The organism is Butyrivibrio sp. (assembly GCF_017433805.1).
GTDB lineage: Bacteria > Bacillota > Clostridia > Lachnospirales > Lachnospiraceae > Butyrivibrio.
Genome location: NZ_JAFRGN010000033.1, coordinates 38,529 through 52,051 on the forward strand (window position 1 = coordinate 38,529; position 13,523 = coordinate 52,051).

The following is a 13,523-nucleotide window of genomic DNA, read 5'->3' on the forward strand; positions in this document are numbered from 1 at the left end:
TGATTACAGAGGAATATACATGAAGATTAGTGTGGTAATTCCGTTTGTGGAGAAAAGTTCAAAGATTGATAGGTCGATAGAGTATATTGAAAAGCAAGATCAGTCTACAGTTGAATGCGAGATCATTATTGTAAATGCATGTGCAGATGAAAAGGTAAATGAAAAGCTTTCCAGCATAGAAGCTTCTGAACCTGAAAAGGTGGCTATCGTCAATGTTGATAATCGCCTGACTAAATCTGAGATTCTTAACTTGGGGATGGAATACTGTAAAGGAGATTATATTCTTTTTGTAAGGCCTGGGGATGCTATTAATCCAAGACTCTTTGGCGTGGCAGCAGATGTTATTGAATGCTTTCAGCCGGAGCTTGTTTCCTTCGATATGACCTATGCTCATGACAAGTTTGATATGTTTGACGATGACCCTTTTTTGGTGGATGGTTTTACCTTTGTAGAGCCAGACGATAAAACAGGAAGAATTTCTTATTTGATAAATTCTGGTATAAGTGAGTGTTACCTTTGCCATCTCTACAGTAGAAGTCTTATCGAAGAGGTGGGCGTAAGATTTTCTAATGATGTTCAGGAAGAAAACCTGGTATTTGCATATCCCCTGATGCTGTTGGCTGAAGGCATCGCTTATACATCCGATAATGGATATTGTTTTTTTGAAAGCAGAGAGTATGGGGACGTTTCGTCAAGAATAACTGAAAGGATGAATCAGCAGGCAAGCCTTTTTGAAATGCTAACTGGAACTCCTGAGCTTTACAATGAGTACAGAGATGAAATTGATGCTCATTTTATTAAGGAGTATTATCTCCGAAATCTTAAGATGGCAAGAGCTGCCAGACCGGATGATAAGCTTAAACTTTCTGTATTTGAAGTGCTACAATATGTGACTTTGAGCATTGTTCCAAAGTGGATTGAAAATGATTATATCTTTTCTCTTAACAGGGATGACAGAAATCTTATGTTGTTATTGGGGAGGCATTTTAATTCAGAGCAGGAACTTGATACAGAATTAAGAAAGGATATGCTCATAACAGTTATAACTGCCACTTACAACAGATGCGATAAAATCAGAGAATCTATCGAATGTATTCTGAAACAGAGTTGGCAATACTTTGAATACTTTGTGGTTGACGATTGTTCACAGGATGAAACTGAAGATGTAGTGAGAGGGTACACTGATGACAGAATTAAGTATATTAGGAATTCTGAAAATCATGGTGTCAGTTATTCTAGAAACATTGGAATAAAGAATTCTGCAGGAAACTATATTGTGTGTCAGGATGATGATGATTTTTGCAGACTAGATAAGTTGGAAAAAGAACTAGAGTGTATATTGAATCTTCCAAATGAATATGGAATGGTATACTGCGAGTCTATAAATCATACGAGGAGGATTGCAGGAATTACCAATCAGGAGGCGATAATTCTTCCTTCCAGAGAAATGAGTGTTGCACGAAAATCTGGATATATTTTCCCAGCTCTTTTGCATAAAAACTATATAACAGCTACGGCAGGATTACTAAAAAAGCAGTGTGTCGAAGACGTTGGCATGTATGACGAGAGCCTATTTGGTTACGAGGACTGGGACTTGTGTCTTAGAATAACAAGAAAATATGAGGTGGGATTCCTGAGAAAGCCACTTTATGACTACTATCAAAGGCCGGGGAGCCTTATTTCCAACAGGGAAGGCGAGCATAGGCAGAGAATTTTGCAGGCTCTTTATGATATCGATAATAAGTATGTTGAGGATAGGAAAAAGTATGGTATAGAAACCTCTTTTAAAATCGTAAGTGAATGATGTTGGAAGTGGCGCTAGAGAGGTGTTTTTAATGAAAAAGGTGAGTATAATTGTTGGCGCTTATAACGCCCATGATACTGTGGCAAGATGTCTTACCAATTTGGTACACCAGACCCTTGAGGATATTGAAATTATTGTGGTTAATGATGCGTCAAAGGATGATACCTGGGAAATTATGCAAAGGTGCAAGGAACAGTTTCCTGAAAAGGTGATCATCATTAATAATCTTGAAAATCTTGGTAGTGGTGGAGTAAGAAATCTTGGGCTGGAAGCTGCTACAGGAATGTATATAGGTTTTTGTGATAGTGACGATTATTGTGCATCGAATATGTTTGAACTTCTATATGACAAAGCCATTGAAAAGGATGCTGACATTGTTGATTGTGGCTTTTTTGCTGAAGCTGCAAACAAACCTTCAATTTCAACTCCGGATGTGGCCGAAGGGATACTTGATGACGAGAAACGCAAATTGCTTATTCTAAATGGTGGGTATTTATGGAGCAAACTATTTAAGAGGGAACTGTTTTTGGATCCGCCTATTAAAATGCGAAAGCACGTAAGAGCATTGTCTGATAATGATATTCTTAAATATATGTATCTTCACGCCAAGGATATTTGGACTGTAAAAGAGGTCTTATATTATTACAGTGATGCCCCAGGGTCAGATACCAAGGTAATGGATTTGGATAAATACTATGAGAGCATATATGGTGTAATGGAAGCGACCTATGAATTATGTCATAATTTGCCTACTTATGCTGCTGCAAAAGAGGTTATTGAATATGCACAGATTGTTTGGTATTCATATGGGATTAATCGCTGTATCTATGATCAGATTGTTAAATATGGCGCAAATGAGCAGAGTATACCAAAGTATTTCGATAACTTATCTGTGGAAATAGAAAAAAAGCTAATGGATTTGGCACAGTTAAAGAAGCGAATTATTACTATTGATTATGATGATAATTCTGAGATTGGAAATCGTATATCTGACCTGGATATTAAAATTATGATGGAATGTGACAGGAGATTTGGACAGTAAATGTCGGATTTAGTGATTACAAAGGAAATGACTAAAAATGAGGATATTGTGCTTTCCTACGGAGGCTTTCCTTTTTTATATGTGGGAAGAGGCTCATACTCCAGCGATATGGGAGTGCGTTCTCAGGCGGTAATGACATCAGGAACCAACGAGGTTCATCTAATATACATTGGAAGATATGTATCAATTGGTGACAATATCCAGATGCTCTGTAATTTGAACCATGACTATAGATCAGTATATCAAGGTGTAATAGATGATTATGCTGATGATACAGAGGAAAAGGATTACAGAAAGAAAGTAGGACAGACACATGGTTTCCTATTAGAAAAAGGAATGATTGTAATTGGAAACGATGTTTGGATTGGAAATAATGTAACTATTATTTCAGACGTAAGAATTGGCAACGGTGCAGTTATCGGTGCAGGCAGTGTTATTACCAAGGATGTTCCACCGTATACTATTTGGGCTGGGAATCCTGCCAGACAGATTGGTACAAGATTTGATGTAGAAACAATTAGGAAATTTCAAGATATTTCCTGGTGGGAGTTTAGTAAAGAAAAGCTTTTGGCTATTAAAGATGATATGCAGGGGGATCCATATGATTTTGTGAGAAAGTATTGGAAAAGTGATATGGGAAAAAGCAAAGAGCAAAATCGTGTTGTTAAATATCTGGCTTTTGTGGATATTGCAACGGATTATTCGACCTTCGGGAGAATTGTGGAAGAGTTTCTTAGACAGTTTTCAGGAGGCGGTGGGAAGCTAACTATTTGCTACGATGAAACTTCCGAGGATGAGAAGGAACTTGCTGATTCATTACGAGATACTCTTGGTAGCGTATTTGCCAAGCAAATAGTAGATATTCGGGGGCTAAAGGAAGGTGATGACGAGGCAATAATAGCGTTGTCGGATCACTTTATTTTGGGAAGGGATATTAAAAATATCTTGAGAATAAGCTATGCATTCAAACATGGAACGACAATAATATCCGGAGTTAATGAACCTATGATTTGGAGTTGACGCATTACGATATGAAGAGCTATAGCAGCCTATAATTGTAATAAGTGTTGAATGAAGCTCATAACATCTTCATCGAATTTTGCTTTTTCTCCAGCGATCATCTTCCTGTAGTTTTCAAATTTAGTCTGGTGCTGTGCAAAGTTATCACAGATATCATGAAGTAGAGCATCTATTTTATCTAGATTCTCTACGGGATTATCAAATTTATACTTCTCAGGAATGGGGACGTCGCCTTCAAAGGCTGCGGCCCCTTTTTTATTGGTTATAACGCAGCAACCGTCGGCAGCAGCTTCCCTTGGAATGCGGTCTTTGCCTGGATGATTTCCAAAATCAACATAGACTTTTCCAGCCTCCATCATAAGCACCATGTGGGGAACATCAAGACCAGTGAGGGGAACCCATTTAAGCCAGTTGGCTTTTTCGACAAGTGGTTTGATTTGATCATAGCCTTTGGCAGGATTGTACAACCCAATGTTTTCACGGAATTTGGCAGGGTAGATGAATTTACCATGCTCCTGATTTATATAATCGGACAGATATAGACCATTTGCACCGGGGATTTTCTTTTCTACATAGTCTTTAGCGTAATAGGACTGATACAAGTGGAGGCATACGTTATCCTTAATGAAAGGCATATTGGATTCTTTAGTAGAAACTACGTAATTGTCAACGCTCATCCACCACAAAACCTTTTTGGCTTGTGGATAATAAGGCATGCTGAGAGTAAGCCCTTCAGGAAAGATGATGACACTATCAGGACTATCAAGTTCATCGGCGTTTGCTACATGATCTGTTTCATAGATTTCATAGGCAGCAGGCGCTGGTACATCGATTCCAAGAGCTTTTTCAAAAGGTGCATTTATATCTACATAGCACATCAGACAGGGTACGTCAGTTAGCCTGTTTATAGCATTACATAATTGATGAGAAAGCTCAGGACCCCCACTGGTATGATTTTGTGGTGCAAGAACATAAATGGTCATGCTTTTTTATCCTCAAAATGGGTGTTTAAAGTGCTGATACAAATGTGTTGTTAACTATATTATAACAAAAATATCACGCATTATGGTGTATAATAATGACAGGACTGCTAGATGGTTTGCCGCACATGAAACAGCGACTATTCAGGGGAATGAGGCTAATAATGGATAATAATCTGGAAGAGCGTATTGAACAACTGGAAAAAGAGAATGAGCTTCTTAGAAACTGGCAGCAAAGTACCAATCAGCTCATATCCAAAATGATTGATGCATTAAACGAGCAGATTAAGAAGCAAGATTATTATGAAGAAAAAAGCCTTATGCTTCAATACGATATGGCAGTGTGCAAAGGACGAATTTCCAGTCTGCCATATGATCTAACTGATCCAGAGCTTAAACTTGCTGTTTGCAGGCCCAAGGTTCTTTCAACAAATGATACTATTGAGTGTCTTGTCAGTGAACATAAATCGATGGCCAGATTTGGAGATGGCGAATTTGGAATTATTTCTGGTGTTCAGAGATGGCGTTTTCAAGATGCTAATCGCTCTCTTGGAAAAAGACTAAGAGAAGTTCTGGAATCTGGCAACGGTGATTTTCTGGTGGCAATCAATCCCGATTTTTATAGAAATAATATAGGCCGTAGCGATGAAGATGTGATGGGAATAATGGCTTATATGACAGATGAAGTTAGAAAGCAGCATGCAGAACTTATAGATGAAGATAGAATCTATGCTGATGCGCTTTGCTTTAGAAATGCCAAAACAATGGAAGATTTTCAGAATATCAAGAGACTATGGGATGGAAGGAAATGCCTGTTTATTGAAGGTGAAAATACTGGTCTCGGGGTAGGAAATGATCTTTTTTCTAACTGTAAAGAGATACATCGCCTGATATGTCCGTCTGAAAATGCTTATGATAGATATGACGAAATATTTGAAAAGGCAAAAGAGTTTGATAAAGATGCACTTGTTCTGATTGCTTTAGGACCGACAGCAACTGTGCTAAGCTTCGATCTGTTTAGAGAAGGATTCCAGGCTGTTGATGTTGGAATGTTGGATATGCAGTATGAAGCAGTGACAAGGAATGTGAATATAACGGATGTGCAGATAGAAGAAAAGTATTGCCCAACTGACATTATTTATGGGGATAGAACTATAAGCCCCATAGATGATGCAGATTATTTGAAACAGATTTGGAAACGAATTTAAGGAGATCTGCTCTAGTGAAAAAAGTCAGCGTAGTAATCCCAGCATATAACGTTCATGATACACTGGCCCGTTGCCTTGGAAGTCTGGTTAACCAGACTTTTGAGGATATCGAGGTGGTTGTTGTTAATGATGCCTCAAAGGACGATACCATCGATATATGCAGGCGCTGCGAGGCTGCGTTTCCAGGCAAGGTAGTGGTGGTGGATAGTAAGGAAAACCTTGGCTGTGGCGGCGCAAGGAGCCTAGGGCTTGATTATGCCACCGGAGAGTTCATCGGCATGGCGGATGCAGATGATTATGTTGCTCCTACTATGTATGAGAAGCTCTATGCTAAGGCTATGGAGACTGGGGCAGATATTGTGGATTCGGGATTTTATGCAGAGGCTACAGATACAGCTCTTTTGAAGGTCAGTGATGATCTGGCAGGAGACCTTGATGACGTAAAGCGCTCTAAGTTGATTGTCAGCGGCGGCTACCTTGTTACCAAGATTTTTAAGAGAGAGATTTTTGAAGAACCCAAGATTCGCATGCAGCGGAACATGGCAGCTTTGGAGGATCTTGAGATTTTTACTTATTCTTTTTTACGGGCAAAGAGTATTGCCACGGTAAAAGAGATTTTTTACAACTACTGTGATACAGCGGGTTCCAACACCAAGATGATGGATATGGACAAATACTACGACGCGGTGTACAGGGCTATGCAGGGTACTTATGATAAATGTCATGAAAGACCGGAGTATTCTGGATGCCAAGCGGCAATTGAGTTTATGATGGCAAATGTTTATTCTTACGGAATTAACCGCTGTCTCTATGACCAGATTGCAAGGCTTGGGGCGGATAAGAAAAATGTGAAGAGGTACTTTGATGGTCTTTCTGGGAAAGAGCAAGGCTTGGTAAAAGAGCTGGTGGCTCTTCGAAATGAAGTTATAAAGATACCTTTTGATGAGAATGAATATATAAGGAATAAGATTGCTGAGCTTGACCTTATGATCATAAAAGAATGCGACAGACTGTTCTGATGGTAAACACAAGGAGTACATAGTATTGAACATCCTTCTCTACGATTTCCTAAATTCATATATACAGCCTGATCTGGTGTACTATCTGGAGAAGATGGGACATCATTGCACAAATGTGCTCTACAGGCAGCAGTTTGACAGGTATAATGATGAGTCTTTTAAAACACGCATGGAAAGAGACCTAAAAAGTGGCCATTACGATCTGGTTCTGACGACCAATTTCTGGCCGGTGGTGTCTAAGGTCTGCAAGGCAAAAGACATTAAGTATGTTTCATGGTTTTTTGACTCACCGCCCAATCTGCCTACGGCTGAGTGTATGGAGTATGAGTGCAACAGAATCTATTTCTTTGCAAGGGCTGACTATGAGAAGTACAAGGCTATGGGCCTCGATAACGTGTATTATCTGCCACTGGCAGTAAATGTTGACAGGCTCAGTAAAGTCGCGGTGGATGAAGGTAAATTCGGCGGCGAGATTTCTTTTGTTGGAAGGCTGTATGAATCCATGCTTCCGGCGCTAATGAGCCACATGGATGATTATCAGAAGGGCTTCATTGACGGAATTATCAAGATTCAGCTGCAGCTCTATGGCGGATATATCATCGATGATGTGATAACTGAAGAATTCACAGAAAGTGTGAGGAAGCGCTATAAGAGCCTTTCTGACAAGGCAATCCAGGTATCCCAGAAGGAGCTGGCCTGGGCCGTGGCTTCTCATGTGACGCACCTAGAGAGAATGACGCTTCTTTCTATTCTTGGCAAAAGACATCAGGTAAAGCTCTACACCTTTGAACTATCGGAGGATGAAAAGAGAATACTGGAAAGCGTGGAATTCTGCGGCTCTGTTGATTATCTTAGTGAGATGCCACAGGTCTTTTCCGCAAGCAAAATTAACCTGTGCCCAGTGCTTAAGGCAAATAAGTCTGGAATCCCACTTAGGGCGCTGGATGTAATGGGCTGCGGAGGATTTCTTTTATCAAGCTATCAGAGCGAGCTCTACGAGTATTTCCTTGATGGTGAGGAGTGCGTGATGTACACGTCTCTTGAGGATGCCATAGCCAAGGCGGATTTCTATCTGGCGCATGATGATCTCAGACAGCAGATAGCTAATGCTGGGCGGGCCAGGATTGAAGAAGCTTTCAGGTATGAGGACAGAATAGAGGAACTTCTGAGTAGGTAACTACTGGATGGGTGGTTTTGATACGAAATGCGACACGGCATAGATTTTTTTAGGGACGAAATTAGAAATGGTTTCTATATTCCGACAGCGGTCAAGCAGTCTTGGGCCGCTGAACTTGACGTGCTCGCAGAAATTGACAGGATATGTAAGAGACACGATATCAGGTACTTTGCTGATTGGGGAAGCTTTCTGGGAGCTGTACGCCACGGAGGCTTTGTGCCCTGGGATGATGATCTTGATATCTGTATGCTAAGAGACGATTATGTGAAGTTCAGAGCGGTTTGTGATGCTGAGTTTCCAGATAATTATTGCATTCATGACTATGAAAGACACAAGGATCACTGGCTCTTTTTGTCCAGAGTGGTGAACAACCATCATATTTGTTTTGATGAGAATTATCTAAAAGATAACTACAATTTCCCATGGCTTTCTGGGGTGGATATTTTTATCAAGGACTATCTATATAGAGATCCCGATCAGGAAAAGAAAAGGTGCGATGAGATAATGCACATCCTTGCTGAGGCAGAGAGTATCATTAATAAGCTTAGCAGTGGCAAGTATGCCGGAGCAGAGGCAGATAGCGCAAGGCAGAAGGCTATAGCTCTGTATAAGAAAGCTGAGGAGAGGATGTCAGAAGTGCCTCCCGAGGAGAGCGACCAGGTGTGTCAGCTCTTTCCATGGGGGCTTAAGGGCGTACCTGGCGAAGATAAAGAATTCTACCAGGAGATTACGTATCTTCCATTTGAGGATACGTTTATTCCAGTGCCTTCGCAGTATAACAAGGTGCTGTCCAGGCGCTATGGTGACTACAATAAAGTTTTCAAGGGCGTAGCTGGTCATGATTATCCATCCTTTGAAGGCCAGAGAAAAATTTTTGAAAAAGAGACTGGAACAGCGTTGCCGAGATTCACATTCGAAAAGGGAATGCTGGATAGGCCTTCCCAGGCTACAGGTCGCGAAGTCCTCTTCCTGCCGATAGGTCCGCGCGAATGGAAGAGTCTTGAGTCTTACTTCGTAAAAGAATGTGCTATTTCTGATACGGAGGTGTATGTGGTTCCACTTCCGTTGATGCAAAGGGATATTTATGGACAGATAAGCGCAAGTGATGAGGAAATCCTTGAAGCGGAGCATTTTGAGGACTATGTGAATATCATAAATGAGCTGGAGGCAGCAGGCGTAAATACAGATCACGTGTGCCTTACAGGCTTTACTGATTATGATCTTCAGGAGCATAAGCCAGAGAGAATCTATATTCAGAGTCCTTACGATGCCCACAATCCAGTGCTCACAGTTCCGCCATATTACTATGCGGATAATCTGCGTCTTTTCACTGAGGAGCTTATATATATTCCCCTTGGCCCGGTTGGAGAGTTTTCAGACGAAGATAAACCGGATATGCTGGGGATGAATTTCTATGTGACGATGCCTGGGGTAATTTATGCAGATAAAGTGATTGTGCAGTCGGAGAATATCAAAAGTCACTATGTGGATAAATTAGTTGAGTTTTGTGCTGGTACAGACAGGGGATATTGGGAAAAGAAGATTGTCAGTAAACATGGTAATGTTGCAGATGGTAACAATAGCAAGAGAAAAAGAATTCTCTATGGAATTTCATCGTATGAGTATTATGAATATAAAGAGAATTTTAAAGAGGTTATCAGTTCTCGTATAGCTATCTTTACAGAAAATAAGGAAAAGGTACAGGCGACAATATACCTGTACCCAAGTTATGATGCCAAATTTGCCGATGTAAATAATGCTTTTTACTCAGCTGATTATAATGAGTTTTGCAAAACAGTCATAAATCTTGCATCAGAAAGTGGCATCGAAATCGTCGATGGTATTAGCCCTACATATTCCGCAATATCTGCGTTAGCTGGAAGCTTTGATGCATATTATGGCAGTTCACTTCCTATAGTCCAGGAATTTGTGATGCAGAAAAAGCCTGTAATGATCGCGGATTATTCTGTATAATAGTGAATTATCATAATTTGTATAAAGAGGGATGACATGAAAAAAGATGCACTATTTGTTGGGATTCTGATGCTTTTTGGAATCGCCATTTGCTTTGTTTCATTTGGGGATGGATACACCAAGACAATCGAGTTTGGTTACCATTTATCCAGAATATATAGTCTTACTGATTCACTTAAGAATGGTATTTTTCCTGCCAAGATACGTCCGGTTTTGGTGCACACCTTTGGATACGGTGAAGGTTTCTTTTATCCGGATTTCTTTTTATATCTTCCAGCAGTTATGAGGCTTGCAGGTATACCACTTGCAGTCTCTGTCAAAACCATGATCGTTCTGATGATTCTGACAGGTCTGTGTCTGTGCTACATTTCACTTTACAAGCTAAGCGACAACAAACTGGTGGCATTTACAGGAACTCTTCTGTACTACTCAGTTGAGGCTTTTTGGTATGCCCTTTATGAGGAAGGCGGCGTTGGACGCTGGGGTTCCCACATTTTCCTGATAGTTACACTGGTAGGTCTTTTGCTAATCCTTGAGGAAAAGGATGGCGGGCTGATCTATGCAATAGGCATCGTGGGAGCACTTCTGACACATCCGCTTATGTTCCTGACTCTCATTTTTGCCATGGTTTTGATAGTTCTTTTTAATCTAAGGCAGCTGTTTAGAGGAAAAGCTTTTAGGAACTTTGCTGTTTACAGCCTTGTGCCTATGGTGCTGACTTCTTTTTACTGGCTTCCGGCTTTTGAGCAGATATATCATCAGAAGTTTAAGGTTTTCTACGCCAACATCTACGACGCAGAGGAAAATGTTCTTAGGTTCAAGGAAGTTGTGGCAAATGTTGGACTTGTGGTTGTAAGTTTCTTTGCTGTGGCACTTCTCTTTTACCTTGTCTATTGTATCTGGCAAAAGAAAACGAGCCTCATCATCAACAAGCTTCTTGCGATTGTGCTGATATACACATGGCTCATAGTATCCAACAGCTTCTGGGAGAGTGGAATTGGCGACAAACTCAGCTTTTTCCAGTCCTCTGAGCGTTTTATTTATTCGCTTGCTGCGATTATGATCATTGAGATTACTTATATTGGCGGATTTATTCTGAAGGGAAAAGAGATAGATAACAGGTTCCTTACTGTAGCTGGAGCGCTGCTTGTTCTTGTCTTTGGACTTGTGACTAGCAGGTACATTGTGAGATATACAGGCTTTGAGAGAACTCCAATCGATGAAGAGCTCGAATATACTATGCTGTACGAGCACAGGGGAATTAGTGCAGGAATGGAGTGGCTTCCTGTGGAAACCTGGCCAGATAACTGTACAGAACCCAACACAGCTCATGCCCCGGATGGCTCAGGTGCCGATGGAACCAAGCATGATAACGGTAAGTCTTTTGACGTATACCTGGTTTCCGGCCATGAGTATTACGACATGCCATATATTTACTACTATGGCTACAAGGCATATGTTTTGGATGGTGAAGGCAACATCACAAGCGAGCTTCCGACTCAGAAGGCTGAGAATGCCAACGGACATCTGAGGGTTTTCCTACCTGATGTCTACGAGGGCGATATTATCCACGTTCTCGTGACATATAGAAAGACAGCCATCCAGATCGCAAGTTACATAATTAGCCTGGTGGCTGCCCTTAGTCTTATTGTTTATGCGGTTGTCAGATCAGTCAGAAGACGTCATTCCCAGTAAAACAGGTAGAAGCTGTAGCCAAAGCGTTCAGTTTTGGCTCCGCATTCTTCCATAACGGCCTTATCGTCGTCAGTAGGGTTATAGATCAGATAAACAGGAGCTACGCCTCCGACATTGTAGAAGTAATCACGAAGTGTTGGATATTCATAGGTGTTGAACCAGGCGTATCTTTCATCCTTATAGTTGCCGTCGTGGTCAACCTTGTCAGGTGACGGGAGGGCAGTAGCAGCGAAGAACTGTGGTGGTATATTACTTACCACCACTTTTTCTTTGAGCAAATCATTCTCCTGAATGTACTGATAGCCTTCAGGACACATTGATGTGGTGGTTACTCTCTGCCATGCGATCACTGTGAAATAAGAATACAGGAATATTGTAAAGTAGATTCCATAAACTGCAGCCAGTGTGCACCATGATGGTAGTACAAACTTCTCAGGAAATTTGTCAATAAGTGTGTATATTCCCAGGATTGTCATGAACATCACAGGGAAGATCAGTCCGTTCATTCTGTTGGTGTTGGGCTCTGTCATGAGGCCTGCAGCCAGCGTCTCACCTATTACCCAGAAAAAGACAAGTACATTTCCATCTATGCTATTTTCTTTAATTGAGACGATAGCTCTTTTTACAAGGATATAGAATCCATAGAAAAAGAACGGGATGGACATTGGATAAAAGGTAAAGAAGTTCTTGTTGGTGTTGTAGCCAAGGCCATCGTAGCACAGAACGCTAAAGTAACCCTTGAAAATTCCTGGGAAGAAGTCATTAAGGCTAATCTCGCCTGATCTGTATTCTCTGAACTTGGTGATGGTAAAGATGCCAAGCTGGAACTGTTCTTTATCAAAGTAGTTGACATACTGTACCAGAATCAAAGGAGTGGCAAGTATCGCAAGCGGAATCACAAACAGGATGACATTCAGGAAGCTTATCTGCCTGGTTCTGACCATGTAAATGATGGCCAAAAGAAGCATTACAGGCAGAACGATATAGGCTATAGCGTAGGTATAAAGCGTGATTCCTGCAAATAGTCCTGCGAGCAGGTAAAAGAGATTTTTCTTTTCCCTATGTGCTCTGACCAGGAAGTAGAGGAATACTGTACTGCAGCTGAACATGAGGTTACTCTCAAGGGCAAATCTGGAAGCCATGAAGGTGTATGGCGCTATGGCATAGAGAATCGCGAAAAGAAGCATTGCCTTGGGCTTTTTATCATCATCCTTGGTGAGCTGCCCTGTTAAAAGTGTTCCAACAATTCCGCCCATTATACTGAATAAAAGAGCTGGAAGTCTTATTGCAAATTTAGAATACCCCAGAAACTTGATTGTCAGTACGCAAACATAGGTGTACAGCGCGTTCTGTCCGCCTCCGTAGTTGATGAAATAAACTGGCCATGAGTAGCCATATCTGTCAGTTCCGTAGTGAAGGAGACAGTATGCATCGTAGCCACAGCCCATCTCGTCGGACTGTGTCTGATCCATGAGAACTCCGAATTTAATGCATTTAACTGCGACTCCAAGTAGGAGCACCAGGATAATCGCGATTTTATAAAGTTTTGCTTTTTCTTCAGCAGTTTTGTTCTTGAAATTCATTTTGTGTTTGTCCCTGTCTTG

The 13,523-nt window shown here is 41.0% G+C and carries 10 protein-coding genes; 8 read left to right on the forward strand and 2 right to left on the reverse strand.

What is annotated here, in order from left to right; genetic code table 11:
• Positions 1-19: 19 nt before the first annotated feature.
• Genes IJI01_RS08445 through IJI01_RS08455 form a run of 3 tightly spaced genes read left to right on the forward strand, consistent with a single transcriptional unit; the run spans position 20 to position 3,866 of the window.
• Entirely contained in the window at positions 20-1,804 is a 1,785-nt protein-coding gene (locus tag IJI01_RS08445; protein WP_292188684.1) for a glycosyltransferase, read from the forward strand.
• Between the two features lie 31 nt (positions 1,805-1,835).
• On the forward strand, positions 1,836-2,846 hold the full coding sequence (locus tag IJI01_RS08450) for a glycosyltransferase family 2 protein (protein WP_292188686.1): 1,011 nt from the start codon (positions 1,836-1,838) through the stop codon (positions 2,844-2,846).
• Positions 2,847-3,866, forward strand: coding sequence for a CatB-related O-acetyltransferase (locus IJI01_RS08455; RefSeq protein WP_292188687.1), 1,020 nt, complete (start codon positions 2,847-2,849; stop codon positions 3,864-3,866).
• A 29-nt stretch (positions 3,867-3,895) separates the two neighbouring features.
• On the opposite strand, the gene IJI01_RS08460 is transcribed toward IJI01_RS08455, so the two are convergent.
• Positions 3,896-4,849 carry a hypothetical protein gene (locus IJI01_RS08460; RefSeq protein ID WP_292188697.1) on the reverse strand — a complete coding sequence of 318 codons (954 nt, stop codon included), beginning with the start codon at positions 4,847-4,849 and terminating at the stop codon, positions 3,896-3,898.
• Positions 4,850-5,010: 161 nt separating this feature from the next.
• Between IJI01_RS08460 and IJI01_RS08465 the strand changes: the two genes are divergently transcribed.
• From IJI01_RS08465 to IJI01_RS08485, 5 genes are read left to right on the forward strand one after another with little or no spacing between them, the layout of a single operon-like run.
• Complete coding sequence (locus IJI01_RS08465) at positions 5,011-6,054, forward strand: GT-D fold domain-containing glycosyltransferase (RefSeq protein ID WP_292188700.1); 1,044 nt, start codon at positions 5,011-5,013, stop codon at positions 6,052-6,054.
• A 14-nt stretch (positions 6,055-6,068) separates the two neighbouring features.
• Positions 6,069-7,073 (forward strand): glycosyltransferase family 2 protein, encoded by a 1,005-nt coding sequence (locus tag IJI01_RS08470; RefSeq protein ID WP_292188703.1) that lies wholly within the window; start codon positions 6,069-6,071, stop codon positions 7,071-7,073.
• 25 nt (positions 7,074-7,098) lie between these two features.
• Positions 7,099-8,250, forward strand: coding sequence for a CgeB family protein (locus tag IJI01_RS08475; protein WP_292188706.1), 1,152 nt, complete (start codon positions 7,099-7,101; stop codon positions 8,248-8,250).
• A 27-nt stretch (positions 8,251-8,277) separates the two neighbouring features.
• Complete coding sequence (locus IJI01_RS08480) at positions 8,278-10,224, forward strand: LicD family protein (RefSeq protein ID WP_292188708.1); 1,947 nt, start codon at positions 8,278-8,280, stop codon at positions 10,222-10,224.
• 36 nt (positions 10,225-10,260) lie between these two features.
• On the forward strand, positions 10,261-11,919 hold the full coding sequence (locus tag IJI01_RS08485) for a hypothetical protein (protein ID WP_292188710.1): 1,659 nt from the start codon (positions 10,261-10,263) through the stop codon (positions 11,917-11,919).
• Here IJI01_RS08485 and IJI01_RS08490 read toward each other — a convergent pair.
• A complete protein-coding gene (locus tag IJI01_RS08490; RefSeq protein ID WP_292188713.1) occupies positions 11,907-13,502 on the reverse strand; it encodes an ArnT family glycosyltransferase in 1,596 nt (531 codons plus the stop codon). The genes IJI01_RS08485 and IJI01_RS08490 overlap by 13 nt on opposite strands.
• Positions 13,503-13,523 lie beyond the last annotated feature (21 nt).

What these genes read in the sequence shown, in the direction of transcription:
- IJI01_RS08490 (WP_292188713.1), bottom strand. Translation starts at nt 13,502, where the DNA reads ATGAATTTCAAGAACAAAACTGCTGAAGAAAAAGCAAAACTTTATAAA.
- IJI01_RS08465 (WP_292188700.1), top strand. Translation starts at nt 5,011, where the DNA reads ATGGATAATAATCTGGAAGAGCGTATTGAACAACTGGAAAAAGAGAAT.
- IJI01_RS08450 (WP_292188686.1), top strand. Translation starts at nt 1,836, where the DNA reads ATGAAAAAGGTGAGTATAATTGTTGGCGCTTATAACGCCCATGATACT.
- IJI01_RS08485 (WP_292188710.1), top strand. Translation starts at nt 10,261, where the DNA reads ATGAAAAAAGATGCACTATTTGTTGGGATTCTGATGCTTTTTGGAATC.
- IJI01_RS08455 (WP_292188687.1), top strand. Translation starts at nt 2,847, where the DNA reads ATGTCGGATTTAGTGATTACAAAGGAAATGACTAAAAATGAGGATATT.
- IJI01_RS08445 (WP_292188684.1), top strand. Translation starts at nt 20, where the DNA reads ATGAAGATTAGTGTGGTAATTCCGTTTGTGGAGAAAAGTTCAAAGATT.
- IJI01_RS08480 (WP_292188708.1), top strand. Translation starts at nt 8,278, where the DNA reads ATGCGACACGGCATAGATTTTTTTAGGGACGAAATTAGAAATGGTTTC.
- IJI01_RS08460 (WP_292188697.1), bottom strand. Translation starts at nt 4,849, where the DNA reads ATGACCATTTATGTTCTTGCACCACAAAATCATACCAGTGGGGGTCCT.